Annotated in this window: 16 protein-coding genes; 4 read left to right on the forward strand and 12 right to left on the reverse strand. The window is 54.0% G+C overall.

Features of this window, described 5'->3' with window-relative positions:
* Nucleotides 1–71: 71 nt before the first annotated feature.
* From KE531_00895 to KE531_00905, 3 genes are all read right to left on the reverse strand, one after another.
* Complete coding sequence (locus KE531_00895; protein MBR9952188.1) at nt 72–2,525, reverse strand: glycogen/starch/alpha-glucan phosphorylase; 2,454 nt, start codon at nt 2,523–2,525, stop codon at nt 72–74.
* Between the two features lie 20 nt (nt 2,526–2,545).
* Entirely contained in the window at nt 2,546–5,749 is a 3,204-nt protein-coding gene (locus tag KE531_00900; GenBank protein MBR9952189.1) for an isoleucine--tRNA ligase, read from the reverse strand.
* A 463-nt stretch (nt 5,750–6,212) separates the two neighbouring features.
* Entirely contained in the window at nt 6,213–6,728 is a 516-nt protein-coding gene (locus KE531_00905; GenBank protein MBR9952190.1) for a GNAT family N-acetyltransferase, read from the reverse strand.
* Between the two features lie 379 nt (nt 6,729–7,107).
* On the opposite strand from KE531_00905, the gene KE531_00910 reads away from it, so the two are divergent.
* The 3 genes from KE531_00910 to KE531_00920 are packed head-to-tail and all read left to right on the forward strand — an operon-like array spanning nt 7,108 to nt 9,609.
* Entirely contained in the window at nt 7,108–8,565 is a 1,458-nt protein-coding gene (locus KE531_00910; GenBank protein ID MBR9952191.1) for a nicotinate phosphoribosyltransferase, read from the forward strand.
* A 15-nt stretch (nt 8,566–8,580) separates the two neighbouring features.
* The gene (locus KE531_00915; protein MBR9952192.1) at nt 8,581–9,162 is read left to right on the forward strand and encodes a TIGR01440 family protein; all 582 of its coding nucleotides are present in this window, start codon (nt 8,581–8,583) and stop codon (nt 9,160–9,162) included.
* 12 nt (nt 9,163–9,174) lie between these two features.
* On the forward strand, nt 9,175–9,609 hold the full coding sequence (locus tag KE531_00920; GenBank protein MBR9952193.1) for a hypothetical protein: 435 nt from the start codon (nt 9,175–9,177) through the stop codon (nt 9,607–9,609).
* Between the two features lie 69 nt (nt 9,610–9,678).
* Here the strand turns inward: KE531_00920 and KE531_00925 are convergent, their stop codons facing one another.
* From KE531_00925 to KE531_00960, 8 genes are all read right to left on the reverse strand, one after another.
* Complete coding sequence (locus tag KE531_00925; GenBank protein MBR9952194.1) at nt 9,679–10,077, reverse strand: putative toxin-antitoxin system toxin component, PIN family; 399 nt, start codon at nt 10,075–10,077, stop codon at nt 9,679–9,681.
* Nucleotides 10,068–10,337, reverse strand: coding sequence for an AbrB/MazE/SpoVT family DNA-binding domain-containing protein (locus tag KE531_00930; GenBank protein MBR9952195.1), 270 nt, complete (start codon nt 10,335–10,337; stop codon nt 10,068–10,070). Before KE531_00930 ends, KE531_00925 begins: the two co-directional genes overlap by 10 nt.
* Nucleotides 10,338–10,443: 106 nt before the next feature.
* Nucleotides 10,444–11,010: a 2-oxoacid:acceptor oxidoreductase family protein gene (locus tag KE531_00935; GenBank protein ID MBR9952196.1), complete on the reverse strand. Its 567-nt coding sequence runs from the start codon at nt 11,008–11,010 to the stop codon at nt 10,444–10,446.
* Nucleotides 11,010–11,759 (reverse strand): 2-oxoglutarate oxidoreductase, encoded by a 750-nt coding sequence (locus KE531_00940; GenBank protein ID MBR9952197.1) that lies wholly within the window; start codon nt 11,757–11,759, stop codon nt 11,010–11,012. The genes KE531_00935 and KE531_00940 overlap by 1 nt, the downstream gene beginning before the upstream one ends.
* Nucleotides 11,759–12,811 carry a 3-methyl-2-oxobutanoate dehydrogenase subunit VorB gene (vorB, locus tag KE531_00945; GenBank protein MBR9952198.1) on the reverse strand — a complete coding sequence of 351 codons (1,053 nt, stop codon included), beginning with the start codon at nt 12,809–12,811 and terminating at the stop codon, nt 11,759–11,761. Before vorB ends, KE531_00940 begins: the two co-directional genes overlap by 1 nt.
* Nucleotides 12,812–12,813: 2 nt before the next feature.
* Nucleotides 12,814–13,041: a ferredoxin family protein gene (locus tag KE531_00950; GenBank protein MBR9952199.1), complete on the reverse strand. Its 228-nt coding sequence runs from the start codon at nt 13,039–13,041 to the stop codon at nt 12,814–12,816.
* Between the two features lie 25 nt (nt 13,042–13,066).
* Nucleotides 13,067–13,741 (reverse strand): ATP-binding protein, encoded by a 675-nt coding sequence (locus tag KE531_00955; protein MBR9952200.1) that lies wholly within the window; start codon nt 13,739–13,741, stop codon nt 13,067–13,069.
* Between the two features lie 471 nt (nt 13,742–14,212).
* Nucleotides 14,213–15,490, reverse strand: a complete 1,278-nt coding sequence (locus tag KE531_00960) for a serine dehydratase subunit alpha family protein (protein ID MBR9952201.1) — start codon at nt 15,488–15,490, stop codon at nt 14,213–14,215.
* Nucleotides 15,491–15,645: 155 nt separating this feature from the next.
* Between KE531_00960 and KE531_00965 the strand changes: the two genes are divergently transcribed.
* Complete coding sequence (locus tag KE531_00965; GenBank protein ID MBR9952202.1) at nt 15,646–16,536, forward strand: LysR family transcriptional regulator; 891 nt, start codon at nt 15,646–15,648, stop codon at nt 16,534–16,536.
* On the opposite strand, the gene KE531_00970 is transcribed toward KE531_00965, so the two are convergent.
* Nucleotides 16,533–17,786 carry an MFS transporter gene (locus KE531_00970; protein MBR9952203.1) on the reverse strand — a complete coding sequence of 418 codons (1,254 nt, stop codon included), beginning with the start codon at nt 17,784–17,786 and terminating at the stop codon, nt 16,533–16,535. The two genes, KE531_00965 and KE531_00970, sit on opposite strands and share 4 nt — an antisense overlap.
* Nucleotides 17,787–17,794: the final 8 nt, after the last annotated feature.

Here is a 17,794-nt window from a genome sequence, read left to right on the forward strand (position 1 = left end):
GCTCCATCCCACAGACTTTTTTATAAAGTCTATGAGACGAGCCGTTTCTTTAGAACCGGATCACCGGCCCATTATTTCATTTCCACCTTCACCTTTTCCAGATGCCAGATGTCTCTCACATACTCCTCGATGGTACGGTCGGAAGAGAACTTGCCGCTGCATGCGGTGTTTAAGATCGCCGTCTTTGCCCACCATGCCTCGTCGCGGTATGCCTTGTCGATCTTATCCTCGGCCTCGATGTAAGCGCGGAAATCCTTTAAGATAAAGTAGGTATCCGCCCTGTCGCTGTTATAAGTATTGAGCAGCGAATTGTAAATATCGCGGAACATCTCCGGATCCTGCGGCGCATAGTAGCCGTTGATGAGCTGCATCAGCACCCGGCGGATATCCTGGTCGGAGTTGAAGATTTCCATCGGATTGTAGCCGCCGTTCTTTTCAAGGTTAATAATCTCGTCGGAGGAGGTGCCGAAGATGAACATGTTCTCCTCTCCCACCTCTTCTGCCATCTCCACCGTAGCGCCGTCCATGGTGCCGATGGTGAGGGCGCCGTTTAACATGAACTTCATGTTTCCGGTACCGGAGGCCTCCTTGCTGGCCGTGGAAATCTGCTCGCTGACATCGGCAGCCGCGAAGATCAGCTCGGCGTTGGAAACGCTGTAATCCTCGATGAATACCACCTTAAGCTTTCCGTTAATGGAGCGGTCGTTGTTGATCACATCGGCCACGGAGTTGATGAGCTTGATGGTAAGCTTCGCCCTGGTGTAGGCCGGAGCCGCCTTGGCGCCGAAGATAAACGTCCTCGGGATGATGTCCATGTTCGGGTTATCCTTTAACTGGTTGTACAGGTACATCACATGAAGGATGTTCATGAGCTGACGCTTGTACTCATGGAGACGTTTTACCTGCACATCGAAGATGGAACGCGGATCCACGTCGATGCCGTTGTGCTCCTTGATATACTTGGCGAGGCGCAGCTTATTGTGGTACTTGATGTTCATGAACTCCTGCTGGCATCTTGCATCGTCTGCGTAGACGGCCAGCTTCTTAATATGGGACAGATCGCGGATCCACTCGTCGCCGATCTTATCCGTCACCCAGTCTGCAAGAAGCGGGTTTCCATGAAGGAGGAACCGTCTCTGGGTAATGCCGTTTGTCTTGTTGTTGAACTTCTGCGGCATCATCTCATAGAAGTCCCGAAGCTCCTGCTTCTCAAGGATTTCCGTGTGAAGCCTTGCAACGCCGTTTACAGAGAAGCTGCCCACGATGGCAAGGTGTGCCATCCGCACCTGTCCGTCGTAGATGATTGCCATCTTGCGGATCTTCTCGTTATTGCCGGGATACAGGCGCTTGATCTCTTCCACGAACCGGCGGTTGATCTCCTCCACGATCTGATAGATACGCGGAAGCAGACGGGAGAATAGCTCAATAGGCCATTTCTCCAGAGCCTCGGACATGATCGTGTGGTTCGTGTAAGCGCAGGTCTTCGTGGTGATCTCCCATGCCTCATCCCACTCCAAATGCTCTTCGTCCACCAAAATCCTCATGAGCTCGGCCACAGCCACGCTCGGATGGGTGTCATTCATCTGGAAGACTGCCTTCTCGTAGAATTTATGGATGTCGTCATGTTTTTCCTTATATTTTTTCACAGCCCGCTGAACGCTTGCGGAGATGAAGAAATACTGCTGCTTTAAGCGCAGCTCCTTGCCGGCATAGTGGTTGTCGTTGGGATAAAGCACCTCTACGATGGTCTTTGCCAGGTTCTCCTGCTCCACAGCCTTCTGGTAATCGCCCTTGTCGAAATCGTTTAAGGAGAAGGTGTTGACCGGCTGTGCGTCCCAGATCCGCAGGGAGTTGATGATGTTGTTGCCATAGCCCACAATCGGGATGTCATAGGGAACTGCCATGACGGACTGGTAGCCCTTCTGGACGAAATTGTTCCGGTGGCCGTCCCACTCGGTGTCCACGTAGCCGCCGAACTTGACCTCGGTGGCGTACTCGGCACGGCGGATCTCAAAGGGATAGCCATCCTTTAACCACTCATCCGGGATTTCCTTCTGGTAGCCGTCTTCAATTTTCTGGCGGAACAGGCCGTAGCGGTAGCGGATGCCGCAGCCGTAAGCCGGATAGCCAAGGGTCGCAAGGGAATCCAAAAAGCAGGCGGCAAGACGGCCGAGGCCGCCGTTTCCGAGGGCCGGGTCGCGCTCCTGGTCCTCAATGGCATTCAAGTCAAACCCAAGCTCGTCAAGCGCCTCTTTGATCTCCTTCTGGGCGCAGAGGTTGATGATGTTGTTCCCAAGGAACCGTCCCGTTAAAAACTCCATCGACATGTAGTAAACCACTTTTACGTCCTGCTTTTCGTATTCCTTGTGGCTGGCGATCCATTTGTCGATGATAATGTCCTTTACGGCCATGGCGACGGCATGGTACACCTGGGCCGGCGTTGCCTCGTCGATGGTCTTGCGGTACAGGCTCTTTACATTGTAAACAACCGTCTTCTTAAAGAGTTCTTTATTGATATTCTCCAAACCAGTTTCCTCCTAGTTTTTTATTTCTCTACTTTCACGACTCCCAGGGCGACATCCTCTCCGTTGATGTTCCACTCCTTCGTATAGCCGTCCGCCTCTCCGGTCACGATGGCGTCGGCCAGAACCTCGTCCTTCAGCCCGTCCTCATACTTTTTCATGATTTCTGCCAGCTTCTCATTTCCGCTTTCATAGACGCGGATATGATCCATGACTTCAAAGCCGGCTTCTTTTCTCATGGTCTGGATCTTGCTGATCAGCTCACGGTAGAAGCCCTCTTCCAAAAGCTCCGGCGTCATGTTGGTGTCAAGCACGACCGTAACCGTGTTGTCGCCCTCGGACACATAGCCCTCGGTCTGCGCCATGTCGATTAAGAGATCGTCCTTTGTAAGCTCAACCACCGTATCGCCGAAGGTGAATCTCAGCATGCCCTCTGCGTTCAACGTATCCATGGCCTGGTTTCCGTCAAGCTCCGAAAGTGCCTTTCTGATGTTTCCAAGCTGTTTTCCGTATTTCGGCCCCACAGTCTTAAGCTGCGGCTTAAAGGTGTAGGACGTGAATGCGCGGACATCGTCCGTAAACTCCACGGCCTTCACGTTCAGTTCGTCCTCGATGATCTCCTGGTAGAACTCCGGAAGCTCACGGGGCGCCTTTACGAACATACGGCTGATGGGCTGGCGGTTCTTAATGTTTGCCGTATTTCTCGCTGCACGGCCCATGACGACGATCTTTAAGACCTCGTCCATCTTTTCCTCCAGATCCCCGTCGATGAAGCTCTCGTTTACCTCCGGGAAATCGCAGAGATGGATGCTCTCGGGTGCCTCCTTGTCGATGCTTCTTACGAGATTCTGGTAGATTTCCTCGGTCATGAACGGAACCATCGGCGCCGCCGCCTTGGAGATCGTCACCAGCGCCGTGTAAAGCGTCATGTAGGCGTTCACCTTATCCTGCTCCATGCCCTTGGCCCAGAACCGCTCGCGGCTCCGTCTCACGTACCAGTTGCTCATGTCATCGACAAAATCCTGAAGGGCTCTCGCTGCCTCCGGGATCCTGTAATTTGCCAGGTCGTCGTCCACCTCTTTCACCGTGGAATTTAACTTGGAAAGCAGCCATTTGTCCATGACCGTGAGTTTTTCGTAATCCAGCGTATATTTTGTCGCGTCAAATTCATCAATATTCGCGTACAGCACAAAGAATGCATACGTGTTCCAGAGGGTTCCCATGAACTTCCTCTGTCCCTCCATGACGGCCTTTCCGTGGAAACGGTTGGGGAGCCACGGCGCGCTGTTGATGTAGAAATACCAGCGGATCGCATCGGCGCCGTATTTCTCCAGGGCGTCAAAGGGGTCGACGGCATTGCCCTTGGACTTGCTCATCTTCTGGCCGTTCTCATCCTGGACATGGCCGAGGACGATGACATTCTCATAGGGCGGCTTGTTAAAGAGAAGCGTCGACTCCGCAAGCAGGGAGTAGAACCAGCCTCTCGTCTGATCCACGGCCTCGGAGATAAACTGGGCCGGGAACTGGGCCTCGAAAAGCTCTTTATTCTCAAACGGATAGTGGTGCTGTGCAAAGGGCATGGCTCCGGAGTCGAACCAGCAGTCGATGACCTCCGGTACCCGGTGCATTTCCTTACCGCATTCGGGGCAGGTAATCACCACATCGTCGATAAACGGCCGGTGAAGCTCCACCTCGCCGGTATCGCCGTCCATTTCCTTCTTATATTTCTGAACCACATCCCCATAGTTGGGGCTCATCTTCTTTAATTCTTCCCGGCTTCCGATACAGTGCATATGGCCGCACTCACACTGCCATACGGGAAGCGGCGTTCCCCAGTAACGGTTTCTGGAGATGCCCCAGTCCTGGACGTTCTCCAGCCAGTCGCCGAAGCGGCCCTTTCCGATGGATTCCGGGATCCAGTTGATCTGATTGTTGTTTTTAATCAGGTCGTCCTTTACGGCCGTCATCTTGATGAACCAGGACTCTCTCGCATAGTAGATGAGCGGCGTCCCGCAGCGCCAGCAATGGGGATAGCTGTGCTCAAATACCGGCGCCTCGAATAACAGGCCTTTTTCCTCCAGATCCTTTAAAACCATCGGGTCTGCCTTCTTGCAGAACACACCGGAGTAAGGAGTCTCGGCCGTCATCTCGCCTTTTCCGTCCACAAGCTGTACGAACGGCAGGTCATAGCGGCGTCCCACCTGGGCATCGTCTTCACCGAAGGCCGGTGCAATATGGACAACGCCGGTACCGTCGGTCAGCGTGACATAGTCGGCGCATGTCACATAGAAGGCCTTCTTGTTCTGCTTCTCGCATGTCTTAACGGCACAGTCAAGAAGCGGCTCATATTCCTTATATTCCAGGTCTTTTCCCGTATAAGTCTCTAAAATCTCGTAGGCCGGCGTCCCGTTTTCCTTATCGGCAAGCTTGCCAAGCACCGTATCAAGAAGCGCCTCTGCCATGTAGTAGGTATAGCCGTCTGCCGCCTTCACCTTCACGTACGTCTCCTTCGGGTTCACGCAGAGGGCCACATTGCTGGGAAGCGTCCACGGCGTCGTTGTCCATGCAAGGAACCAGGCGTCCTCGCCCTTTACCTTAAAGCGGGCGATGGCGGAGCGCTCCTTCACGTCCTTATAGCCCTGGGCCACCTCGTGGCTGGAAAGCGGCGTCCCGCAGCGCGGGCAGTAGGGCACAATCTTAAAGCCCTTGTAGAGCAGGCCCTTGTTCCAGATTTCCTTTAATGCCCACCATTCGGACTCGATATAGTCGTCATGGTAGGTGACATAGGGGTGATCCATGTCGGCCCAGAAGCCGACTGTGTTGGAAAAGTCTTCCCACATGCCTTTATATTTCCAGACGCTCTTTTTGCAGTGCTCGATGAAGGGCTCTAAGCCGTATTCCTCGATCTGCTCCTTGCCGTCTAAGCCGAGCATCTTCTCCACCTCAAGCTCCACAGGAAGGCCATGGGTGTCCCATCCGGCCTTTCTCGGCACCATGTATCCCTTCATGGTCCGGTATCTCGGGATCATATCCTTGATGACGCGGGTCAGCACGTGGCCGATGTGGGGCTTTCCGTTGGCCGTCGGCGGGCCGTCATAGAACACATATGGTTTCCCCTTTCTCCGGCTGTCGATACTCTTCTCGAAGATTTTATTCTCTCTCCAGAATTTCTCCACCTGCTTTTCCCTGTCCACAAAGTTCAAATCCGCAGACACTTTCTCGTACATGACACAAATTCCTCCAATCTTGTCTCGTCTGCTGCTTTCTCTTCACAGCAGCTTTCAATTTTTGTGTGCCGCAGTAACAAGAGCCCGTCCGGCAGGGGATTCCTGCCCGCGGGGTGTTTTTGTTTCACAGGAACAAAATTTTCCATGAAATGAAAAAACGCCCTGTTCTTGCGAACAGGACGAATGTACACTCGTTATACCACCTATTACTGCATACTGACATATGAGTTCCCGATAACGTGGGAAATCCGGGCAAGCCTACTAAAGCCTTCAGCCGCCAGCTCGGGAGTGATGTTCCGCCTGCATCCGGCACCGGGCTTCCATCGTCCCCGGCTCGCTTTGGCCTTTCCTGCAAACCTACTGTCTCCGTCGTTGCTTTTTATATAGACTATCTCCATAATTATAATGAAGTCAGGTTGAAAAGTCAAGAATTCTCTTGGGAAAATGCGAAAAAAAGGGCTTGTCAGCTCCAGTCCTCTCTTAACAGGGCATACATCTTCATATCCAGAACCTTCCCGTTTTTCACGGCATTGCTTCTTAATGTCCCCTCCAGCCGGAAGCCGGCTTTTTCAAGCACACGGCAGGACGCCGTATTGCAGGCAAAGGGCTCTGCAAAAATCCGCAGGATATCGGTGTTTTCAAAGACATGGCGGCAGAGCTGCCTGACGGCGCTGGCGCCGTATCCCTTTCCCCAGTACGGCTCTCCCAGGTAATACCCCAGTTCCGCCGTCTGCGAATGGATGTTCTGGCAGCGCTCCGCCGATATGCTGCCGATAAGGGCGCCTCCGGCCGTGACGGCGAAGGCAAAGACCCTGTCTTTATCGGCGGCCAGCATGGCCGAGAGAAATTCTTCCGCATCCTTCCCCTGATAGGGATACGGAATCCCGTCCCGCAGATTGTCCAGAATTTTTTTGTTGTTTAAGAGGGCAGCCAGCGCCTCCTTATCTTCCATACGCCATTCCCTGAGCTCACATTCCATAAAAGCTCCTTTCCCATCACCGTGCAAACACGTTTTTGTCCAGCCATTTACAGATATAGTGGGCGATCAGGTTTCCTGCCAACAGGGCGAAAAACAATTTTACATATTTCATGATGATCTCTCCTCTCTCTGTCCAGTATATCGGATTTTCGGAAAGGATTCAAGGCCGCCCGCGCTGTTTTTTTCGCCGATTTTCCGCCATATTCCCGCCTTCCGCCCGTCCCGTCTGCCTTTGTTAATATTTTAACTTTCAATTTGCCTTTTCCTTCTATTATTGCTATAATAACCGAAATACAAAAGACTCCGGCGGGCCAGGCAGAATCTCGAGCCGGCTTTCTTTATGCCCGGCCGGATTCCCAACGAAGCGAGGAGAATGAATATGGACAACCGCAACCTGACGCTTTTGACAGACCTCTATGAGCTGACAATGATGCAGGGCTATTTTTATGAAAAGGATGCCAATGAGACCGTCATCTTCGACGCCTTTTACCGTGCCAACCCGGACGGGAACGGCTACGCCATCGCCGCCGGCTTAGAGCAGGTCATCGACTACATCGAAAATCTCCATTTCGATCAGGAGGACATCGACTATCTCCGCTCCACCGGCCTCTTTAAAGAGGATTTCCTGGAGTATCTGCATACCTTCCGTTTCACCGGCGACATTTACGCGGTTCCGGAGGGCACCGTCGTCTTCCCGAGAGAGCCTCTCGTCAAAGTCATTGCCCCGATCATGCAGGCACAGCTCATTGAGACGGCCCTCTTAAACATCATCAACCACCAGAGCCTGATTGCCACCAAGACAGCCCGGATCGTTCATGCTGCCCACGGCGACGGCGTCATGGAATTCGGACTGCGCCGCGCCCAGGGCCCGGATGCCGGGATTTACGGCGCCCGCGCCGCCATGATCGCCGGCTGCATCGGAACCTCCAATGTCCTCTGCGGCCAGATGTTTGACGTGCCGGTAAAGGGCACCCACGCCCACAGCTGGATCATGAGCTTTCCCGACGAGCTGACGGCCTTCCGCACCTATGCGAAGCTGTACCCGAGCGCCTGCATCCTTCTGGTGGACACCTATGACACGTTAAAATCGGGAATCCCCAACGCCATCCAGGTATTTAAGGAAATGCGCGAAGCCGGAATCCCGCTGACCTTCTACGGGATCCGCTTAGACAGCGGCGACCTGGCCTACCTCTCCAAGGAAGCGAAAAAAATGCTGGATGCGGCCGGCTTTTCCGACGCCGTCATCTCCGCCTCCAACGACCTGGACGAGCACCTGATTTCCAGCTTAAAGCATCAGGGCGCAACCATCAACTCCTGGGGCGTCGGCACAAACCTGATTACCTCCAAGGACACGCCTTCCTTCGGAGGCGTCTATAAGCTGGCCGCCATCAAGGACAGGAAAACCGGAAAATTCATCCCGAAAATCAAGCTGTCCGAGAATACGGAAAAAATCACGAACCCAGGCAACAAGACCATCTACCGGATTTACAGTGCAGAGAGCCATAAGCTGATTGCCGATCTGATCTGCCTTGTGGGCGAAAAATTTGATACGGCAAACTCTCTCCTGCTCTTCGACCCCATTGAGACGTGGAAGAAGACGCTTCTCGCGCCGGGCACCTATACGCTGAGAGAGCTTCTCGTCCCGGTGTTCCAGGACGGCCTCTGCGTCTACCGCTCCCCGAAGGTCATGGACATCCGGGAATACTGCCGGAAGGAACAGGAGACCCTCTGGGAGGAGACAAAACGTCTCGTCAATCCCCATGAAGTCCATGTGGATCTTTCCCATGAGCTGTGGCACATGAAAGCACAGCTTCTGGACGCCTATCATTTTGATTAAGAGGAGGAATGCATCATGAGTGCGACAGATATTGCAAAATCCATCGACGTTGATCTGGAACTGATTAAAAAACAGGCAAAGGACGTGACCGAGGAACTGATTCAGGTTTCCGGCATAAAGCCGGGCGAAATCCTCGTCGTCGGCTGTTCCTCCAGCGAAATCGCCGCCCATAAAATCGGCTGCTATTCCAGCAAGGAAGTGGGCGAAGCCGTTTTTGACGCCATTTACGGTGCGGCCAGGGCCCACGGCGTCCTGCTGGCAGCCCAGTGCTGCGAACACTTAAACCGGGCTTTGATTGTCGAAGAGGAGACGGCTGTAACATACGGCCTTGAAATGGTAAACGTGGTTCCTCAGCTTAAGGCCGGCGGCTCCTTTTCCACCGCCGCCTGGAACGCATTTGAAAAGCCGTGTGCCGTGGAATCCATAAAAGCCCACGCCGGCATTGACATCGGCGACACACTGATCGGCATGCATTTAAAGCATGTGGCTGTGCCGGTCCGCACGTCCGTGAAGGAGATCGGCTCCGCCCATGTGGTATGCGCAAGGACACGTCTTAAATACATCGGCGGCGAGCGGGCTGCCTACCAGCACGCATAAAGGAGGCACAGGATGAAAGGCAAGCCAGCAAACAGCATTCTCCGGTATCTGATTACTGTTTTGGCATCTGCCGCGCTGATCATGGCCTTCAATATCTTCCTGGACGGGATGTACCTGATCGGTGCCCCGGATGCCGGGGATGTGGAAAAAGTTACCGTTTCCTACCCGGAGGTCTCCGACGCGCCGAAGGAATTCTCCGATGAGGAAAACATTAAGCTGGCCGTACAGCTCACCGGCTTCCTGCGGTACTCGCTTTTTGAGAAAGCCCCGGAGGGTGACGCGCCCTTAATGACTGTCACCTACTTTTTAAAGGACGGCACAGCCGTCGAGATTTCCGCCAGCCGGGACACCGTATGGTGGAAAGGAAAAGCCCGCGCCATAAAAGAGAAAGAGATGTTTATCAATCTGGCGGAGGGGATTTTCTTTTTGGATGAGGTGATGGAGTAATATTTCAGGCGGCCAGGGAACGAAAGCCGTGTTCCCTGGCCGCCTGTTGTTTATCTCCATCGTTATGACTCAAAGATATCTTTCTATGAACTCTGCCGGCGTCAGAATCTCCGGCTTTTCAAGATCCATGCCGCCAAAATCCTTGTCGCCTGTAATCAGGATATCGGCGTTTTCTGCAACAGCCGTATAAAGCACGGGATAGTCGTTCATATCCCGAATATGAAACAGACCGCCTTTCATTTTGCGCGGCGTATAAACCAGCTCATAGCCCAGCGCCGATAAAAATCTGTCCATGCTGTCACGTTTTTCCGGAAATTTTCTTTCCGTCACTGCCATCAGTTCTTCCACAACAAACGACGAAAGTACCAGCGTATGATTCCGGACGATGTAATCCAACATCCGTTCAAACCGTTTCCCCGGAAAAAAGATCATTGAAATCAGTACATTCGTATCCAGCATTATTCGCATTGATATTGGTCACGCCTTTCCGCCCGGATTTCCTTTACCAGCTCCACAACATCCTGTTCATCTTTCAGTCCGAGCTCCTCTGCCGCCCCCTGAAAGGCCTTCTGTGCTTCTAACAGTGCATTGACAGAGGCATTCATCATCACAACCTTATTGCCTTCCTGTATGAACAGCACCTTATCTCCGTCTTTCACGCCAAGCAGCTTCCGGATCGCAGCAGGAATCGTAATCTGGCCCTTGGAAGTAACTTTTGCAAGCTCCATAGAACGTCCTCCTTTCCTATCTGATTCACGGAATTCCTTGTATTCCTTACATTCTCATTATACTCTGAAGGACGCGAAAAAGCAACAGATCAATTTTACCAGGCTATCACCCTTCTCTCCCCAAAATCTCCCGCATCGCCTCCGCGCCCTTTCGAAGCGCCTCCGCATTCACCGGGATCAGGGACTCCTTTGACGCGCCGAAGACCTCTTGGAACGCCGCCGTAATCTGTGCAGAAGGCAGAATCTGTTCCGCCTCATTGAGTGCCCCGAGCATGATGATATTGGCAAGGCGGATGTTTCCCATGGCCTCGGCCATGCCGCTGACCGGAAGATAGTAAGCCTGCACGTCGTCCCGCGGCACCTTCTCCTCCACGAGGCTGGAATTGACAAACACGGTTCCGCCCGGCTCCACCTGGGACATGAACTTGTGGAACGCCGCAATGTTCATGAAGACAGCGGCCGTCGCGTCGCCTTTAATGAGCGGGGAGCCGATGGGCTCGTCTGCGATCATGACGGAACAGTTGGCCTCGCCGCCGCGCATCTCCGGTCCGTAGGACGGGCACCAGGTCACTTCCTTTCCTGAAAGAAGCCCGCCGTATGCAAGAAGCTGTCCCATGCTCATGACGCCCTGCCCGCCGAAGCCGGCGCAGAATATTCTATGGATTTTTCCCATCACGCGCCCTCCTTTGTCTTGTCCTTATAAACCCCGAGAGGATAATAGGGGATCATCTTCTCCTTCACAAATTCCATGGCCTCTGCCGGCGTCTTTCCCCAGTTGGTCGGGCAGGAACAGAGCACCTCGATAAGGGAAAAGCCGGTGCCCTCCCTCTGAACCTCCAGGGCCTTTTTGATGGCTTTTTTCGCCTTTATGACGTTGGCCGGTGAATTGACGGCCACGCGCTCGATATAAGCCGCCCCGTCCAGGGTGGACAAAAGCTCGCAGACACGGATCGGGTATCCCTGGATATTCACGTCACGTCCAAGCTGTGCCGTCGTGGCCTTCATGCCGGGAAGCGTCGTCGGCGCCATCTGTCCGCCTGTCATGCCATAGATTCCGTTGTTGATAAAAATCGTCGTGATCTTTTCTCCCCTGGCCGCCGCATGGACAATCTCTGCCATGCCGATGGAAGCCAGGTCGCCGTCGCCCTGGTAGGTAATCACAAGCTTATCCGGGTGTACCCGCTTGATGCCGGTGGCCGTCGCCGGCGCCCGCCCGTGGGCCGCCTGGATGCCGTCAAAATTAAAATAGTCAAGAGCCAGGACGGCGCAGCCCACCGGGGAGATGCCGATGGCTTTTTGAAGCTCGCCCATCTCCTCCAGGCACTCGGCTAAGAGCCTGTGCACGATCCCATGGGAACATCCCGGGCAGTAATGGGTCTGCACATCGGTAATTCCCTTTGTCCTTTCAAATAAAACTGCCATTATCTGCCGCCTCCCATCACATTTCTTCCGAACTCCAAAAGCTCGCCTACGTTTATGAGGACGCCGCCGGTATGTCCGAAAAAGACTACTTTATTCTTATCGTTGCAGGCCAGCCGCACATCGTCGATCATCTGGCCCATGGACAGCTCCACGTCCATATATTTCCGGATTCCTGTCCGTTCAAAGGCTTTCTCCGGGAACGGCCACAAGGTCTTTGGCCGGATCATGCCGACACGGTACCCCTCGTCCCGCAGAGCGTTCACTGCCGTCCTTACGATTCTCGAAGCCGTCCCGTAGGAGACGAACGCGTACTCGGCATCCTCCATCCGGTAATCCTCGTGCTGCGGCTCGTTTTCCTCAATAACCTTATACTTTTCAAACAGACGGATATTTTCCTGTTCAAGGCCGGCCGCATCCAGGTTCAGGTTGTAAATCCTGTGGGGCTCGCCGTCTCCTTTTCCCCGCAGTGCCCAGTCCTTTTTCGGCAGCTCTCTTGCCGTCGGTTTCCTAAGTTCCACCGGCTCCATCATCTGACCGATGAGGCCGTCCGCCAGGATAATCACCGGCGTCCTGTAAAAATCCGCCAGGTCAAAGCCCTCCTGCACCATGTCTGTCAGCTCCTGGAGATTTCCCGGCGCCAGCACGATGTTGTGGTAGTCTCCGTTGCTGCCGCCCTTCACGCACATGTGGTAGTCCGCCTGGGACGGCTGGATGCCGCCGAGTCCGGGGCCGCCGCGCATCATGTTGACAATGACGGCCGGAAGCTCTGCCCGCGTGATGTATCCGATGCCTTCCTGTTTCAGGGCAATTCCCGGCGAGGACGACGAGGTCATGGCTCTGGCGCCTGCCGCAGCCGCACCGTACAGCATATTGACGGCCGCCAGCTCACTTTCCGCCTGGACAAAAGTACCGCCAACCTTCGGAAGCTCTTTGGAAAAATACTCCGGGATCTCGTTCTGAGGCGTGATGGGATAGCCGAAGAAATACCGGCAGCCCGCCTCGATGGCCGCTTTTACAACGGCCTCATTTCCTTTTAAAAGCACTTTTGCCATGGTTATCCCTCCGTTTCTTCCTTTTCAATCCGTATGGCTGTCTCCGGGCACATCCTGGCACAGCTTATGCAGCCGATACAGTCGTTTAGCCGGGCCGGCACCGCCGGATAATACCCCTTTTTATTTACTGCTTCCTTTTCGATCTCCAGGACATGTTTCGGACAGACGGATACACATAAGCCGCAGCCCTTGCACATTTCCCTGTCGACCGTAACGATTATGTTTGCCATCGCATCTTCCTCCTTTTCTCCGGTTTTAAAGCCATTCTGCCCTCATATGGTACTCCATCGGGAAAAAATCTCCCGAGACTTCTCCCAATAACTGCTCCCATCCCTTTACTTCGCCGCACATGCAGGCCGTGTACCGGATGGGGACGCCGCATTCCCTACTCACCTGCCTTAAAACGGCGTCGCCATGAAGAATGTCCTCCGGCACCGTCTCATGGATCAGGTTCGCATTGTTCACAAAGCCGGTCACGGGAAAGCCAAGGACACGCTCAAGGCTCTCTTTCTGCTTAAGGATCGCCGCCGCATCGCAGGTTTCCGGCCGGAACACGTTCACGATCATAAAAAAGTCGATCTCCTCCCGTTCCATATCCGGCCTGAGCCGCCCAAGCACTGCCGCCCCGGCCTCGCTTCCGCCGAGATCCACGACGCACTGACAGCGTTTGTCCAGAAACGGGACACGGATCCTGGCAGATAAGGCCGGCATGTCGCTGCTGTCCTGGCGCAGGCTCGAAGCGATTACTTCAATCCCCTCTTTTTCCAGGAGTTCCGCCCGCTCCCTGGAACGGAAATAGACGTTCACAATATCAAGATCGGCCAGCATGACCCGCTCGGCTTCTTTTTTCAGCCGCCTCGCATAATTGAGGGCGAACTCGGTTTTCCCGCTTCCGTAATGGCCGGTGATGATCCGGATTCTCCTGTCCATCGTGCCATCCCCCCTTACGTTTTATATTATTTCACGTTTCTCTCTACCATTATCTTAATTCAAACGGAGCAATCCGTCAATTTATTTGTGCATATTTCCCTTTTATATTTATTTTTTCACAAACTTTTTATTCATATTTTACAATTTGATTCAGCTTCTAAAAAACAAAAAAACTTGAATTTTTTTTGCTTTTTATCTTGACAAATCACGAATCATGCATTATGATATAGGTGAATGGACATATTAGAAGTGGAATTCCACTATACTGGAAATTGCTTCTAGTATCATTGGCGCAGGCCTAGCCTGCGCCACTCTCCCTAAAATAAGAAGACCTTGAAAAAGGTCTTTTTTTGTTTCCGTTTTTCTTTTCGGCCCACATGAAGACGCGGGCGGCCTGGCCGGAGGACTCTCCCCACAAAAGCTCCCCTTACAAAAAAACAGGCCGCCGAAACCGGCGGCCCAATCATTCTTTTATTCCTCAACCATGATATTTAAAATCACTTCGTTTGTCTCTTTCATTCCCTGCTTTGCAAGGCGGCCTACGTTCTGAAGAGTCTTTTCGATGCCGCCTCCGACGATACCGTCGCCGCCGCAGAAATTCTGGCCCCTCTTATACATGTAATGGCCCATGATGCCGGCGTCCACAGCCTCAGCGATCTTGGCCGCACAGGAGGCCTTCGCACCGTCGCAGATCATGCCGGAAACAATGGCAACTGCGTTGGAAACCGTGCTTGTGACATCCTCGAAATCGCCGCCGTTTAAGTAGGCGATGGCAGCGCCTGCACCTGCGCCTGCGCTGACGGCGCCGCAGTATGCGGAAAGACGGCCAATCGGCGTTTTCTGGTGGATGGTTGTCAGGTCAGAAAGAGCCAGCGCGCGGTAAAGCTTCTCCTCACCGACGTTTAACTCTCTCGCATAGACGATAACCGGAACCGAGGAGGTAATGCCCTGGTTTCCGCTTCCGGAGTTGATGATAACCGGCAGCTCACAGCCGTTCATGCGGGCATCGGAGCCGGCCGCCGCATAAGCGCGGGCTCTGGTCTTGATGTCGTTTCCGTTCATCTCCAGCAGGACTTTTCCGATGTTTGCGCCGTACTCGCCGCGCATGCCTTCTTCTGCGATTGCCATGTTGCACTCAATCTGCGGAGTCAGGACTTCCCGGATGTCCTCCACGTCGACGGTGTTGACAAAATCCCAGATGTCTTCCATATTAAGGAGCGTCCTGTCGGTCAGGCCTTCTTCGCCCTCTCCGTCTACCGGCACTTCCTTAATAATTTCGCCGTTTCTCTCAATCAGCACGATATTGGTATGGTAGTTGACGATCCGCACCTTGGCATAGTCGTCTCCCTTATAAAGCGTCACGACAATCTCGAAGGTGAGGCCGGAATCCACATGCTCTACCTTGATTTCCGTCTCCTTCAAAAACTTCTTCATGGCCTCGATCTGCTCTTTGGATACGGAGGCAATAACCTCAAGCTCCTTGTCCGGATCGCCTGCAACGATGCCGGCTGCGGCTGCGGCCGGGATTCCCTTTAAGTGGTCGGTGTTCGGCACGATGACAGATTTTACGTTTTTAATGATGCTGCCGCTGGCTCCCACGAGAACACGCTCCGGAAGCTCACCAAGCACACGCCTCGCAACGGCGCCGGCGTAAGCCAGGGCAATCGGCTCTGTGCAGCCCATGGCCGGGCGCAGCTCCTCTTTTAAAATCTGGATGTAGGCGCTGTACTTTGCATTTGTCTTTTCCATGTTATCTTTCCCCTTCTCTGCGTTTTTTCTTCTGATTTCCACACGTTTCGACTTGATTTCTTTTTTAGATTACTGTACCATAGAAAAAAGCAAAAGTAAAATTTAATGTTTTTATGACATTGTTTAATTTTTTTTAAGTATGAAAGGCAGGTACCATGGAGCTTCGAGAGATCCGGACGTTTTTAAAGGTCGCCCAGTTAAACAGCTTTTCCCGCGCTGCGAAGGAGCTCGGCTATTCCCAGGCCGCCGTCACCATCCAGGTCAAGCAGCTTGAGGAGGAGCTGGGCACCCACCTTTTTGACCGCATCGGGAAACAGACCGTGCTGACCCATCAGGGAACCATCTTTTATGAATACGCGTCTTCAGTCATGCGGGACCTGGCATGCGCCAGGGACGCCGTCTGCGGAAGCAGGGAACTGACCGGGCGTTTAACCATCGGCACCATCGAATCCATCTGCGCGTCCATCTTCCCGGAGCTTCTGTCAAAATTCCACAGCCTTTATCCGAAGGTCAGCGTAAACATCGTCCTGGATTCCCCGGATGTGCTCTTAGACCGCATGAACAAAAATGCCATCGACCTGGTGTACCTCCTCGACAAGCGGATGTACGACCAGAAGTGGGTGAAGGTGTTCGAGGAGCCGGAGGAGGTCGTTTTCGTGGCCCCCGCGGCGCATCCCTATGCGAAAAGGAAGAAGCTGGCCCTTGAGGACGTGATCGCCAGCCCCTTCATCCTGACGGAAAAAGACGCCAGCTACCGATTCGTTCTCGATCAGTACCTGGCGTCCCGCCATTTAAAAATCGAACCCTTCTTAGAGATCGGGAACACGGAATTCATCATCCGGCTCCTTCTCTCCGGCTCCGGTTTTTCGTTCCTCCCGGAGTTTTCCGTGCGTCCCTTTTTAAATTCAGGAGAGCTGGCCGTCCTGCCGGTAAACGGCTTTCACATGCGGATCTGGCGCCAGCTTCTCTACCACAAGGACAAATGGGTGACGCGGGAGATGTCCGCCTTCATCCGGCTGGCCTCGGATCACTGTGTAATCCCCTAGCCCACGTGCTTTCCTTTCCCGGCTTTTCCGGGCAGAAGCACCAGCACAAAGGCCAGGGCCATCAATCCCAGGCTCACCAAAATCGTGAGGCTGTACCCGCCGGTCATGTCGTAGAGGCGGCCGAACAGCGCATTAAACGGCGACGACAGCAGCATACCTGCCATGGATATGTAGGAAAACGCCTCTCCGTAGGCATCGCCCTTCCAGTAAAGACGGCAGAACAGCGGAACCATCACCGACGACACCGGAAGGGTCACGCCGTAAAGCAGGGCGCCTGCCGGGATAGCCCAGGAAATGCCGGTGAGCAGCAGCGCATGTCCGGCCATGGCGATGGCAGCCGACAAAAGGAAGGCCCGGACGGCGCCGATGGAATCGCTGGCTCTCCCCAAAAGCAGCTTGCTTGCCATGTTGCCGAAAAGAGACAGGGATGTAAGCATGGCCGAAACCGTCATCGTGAGGCCCGCAGCCAGGCCGCAGGGCGTAAGGAATGTGTTTAAACAGCCGCTGGCCGTCGATGCGGCATGGGCGCCAAGGGCGGCGTAAAAGACCGGCTGCCTCAAAAGGGCCGAAAGGCCGGCTTTCTTTCCATTTTCTTCGCTTTTCTCTTCCTCTGCGGCTTCTTCTTTTTCTTCCCCGCTTCCATAAGGCAAAAGCCCCATATCCTCCGGCCGGTACCGGAACACGAAAAGAGAAAACGGCAGAATTAGAATAATCGCCAGAACACCGGAGAAAACATATCCGGCACGCCAGCCGAAGGACGGGATGATAAAGCCGAGGGCGGCGCTTCCGATCATGCCAACAAGGCCGGAAAACGCGGCGGAAATGCCCACAGCCAGGCCGCATTTTTTATGGAACCAGTTGGAGAGCAGAATCGGCGCCGGGATAAAGCAGAGAAACGCCGAGGCGATCCCCTGGATCAGCCCGACCGCGTACCAGTGCCACAGCTCCTGCGCCATGCCCATGAGGAGTGCACATCCGCCCATGACGGCGGCCGCCGCGGTGATGACGGCCCGGACAGGGTACCTGCCGAGCCATTTTGCCGCCAACGGCATCGCCAGGGCCAGGCTCACCGAATAAAGCATCCGGTAGGAGGAAAGCTGCCCCATCTCAAAGCCAAGCTCCTGACAGACCGGAGAATAAAAGACGCCGGCACAGTTGTGGAGAAGCCCGAGGCTCCCGCCCTGAAGCGCGCAGCAGCCAGCCAGGATGAACCATGCGTAATGAATCGGATATCGTTTTTCTGTTTCCATGCGGATTT

The organism is Eubacteriaceae bacterium Marseille-Q4139, from assembly GCA_018223415.1.
In the GTDB taxonomy this organism is placed as follows: domain Bacteria; phylum Bacillota; class Clostridia; order Lachnospirales; family Lachnospiraceae; genus CABSIM01.

Coding starts and splice junctions, on each gene's coding strand:
- KE531_00935 (MBR9952196.1), bottom strand. CDS start 11,010: ATGGGAAAAATCCATAGAATATTCTGCGCCGGCTTCGGCGGGCAGGGC.
- KE531_00905 (MBR9952190.1), bottom strand. CDS start 6,728: ATGGAATGTGAGCTCAGGGAATGGCGTATGGAAGATAAGGAGGCGCTG.
- KE531_00900 (MBR9952189.1), bottom strand. CDS start 5,749: ATGTACGAGAAAGTGTCTGCGGATTTGAACTTTGTGGACAGGGAAAAG.
- KE531_00920 (MBR9952193.1), top strand. CDS start 9,175: ATGAAAGGCAAGCCAGCAAACAGCATTCTCCGGTATCTGATTACTGTT.
- KE531_00955 (MBR9952200.1), bottom strand. CDS start 13,741: ATGGACAGGAGAATCCGGATCATCACCGGCCATTACGGAAGCGGGAAA.
- vorB (MBR9952198.1), bottom strand. CDS start 12,811: ATGGCAAAAGTGCTTTTAAAAGGAAATGAGGCCGTTGTAAAAGCGGCC.
- KE531_00910 (MBR9952191.1), top strand. CDS start 7,108: ATGGACAACCGCAACCTGACGCTTTTGACAGACCTCTATGAGCTGACA.
- KE531_00970 (MBR9952203.1), bottom strand. CDS start 17,786: ATGGAAACAGAAAAACGATATCCGATTCATTACGCATGGTTCATCCTG.
- KE531_00925 (MBR9952194.1), bottom strand. CDS start 10,077: ATGCGAATAATGCTGGATACGAATGTACTGATTTCAATGATCTTTTTT.
- KE531_00950 (MBR9952199.1), bottom strand. CDS start 13,041: ATGGCAAACATAATCGTTACGGTCGACAGGGAAATGTGCAAGGGCTGC.
- KE531_00915 (MBR9952192.1), top strand. CDS start 8,581: ATGAGTGCGACAGATATTGCAAAATCCATCGACGTTGATCTGGAACTG.
- KE531_00930 (MBR9952195.1), bottom strand. CDS start 10,337: ATGGAGCTTGCAAAAGTTACTTCCAAGGGCCAGATTACGATTCCTGCT.
- KE531_00960 (MBR9952201.1), bottom strand. CDS start 15,490: ATGGAAAAGACAAATGCAAAGTACAGCGCCTACATCCAGATTTTAAAA.
- KE531_00940 (MBR9952197.1), bottom strand. CDS start 11,759: ATGGCAGTTTTATTTGAAAGGACAAAGGGAATTACCGATGTGCAGACC.
- KE531_00965 (MBR9952202.1), top strand. CDS start 15,646: ATGGAGCTTCGAGAGATCCGGACGTTTTTAAAGGTCGCCCAGTTAAAC.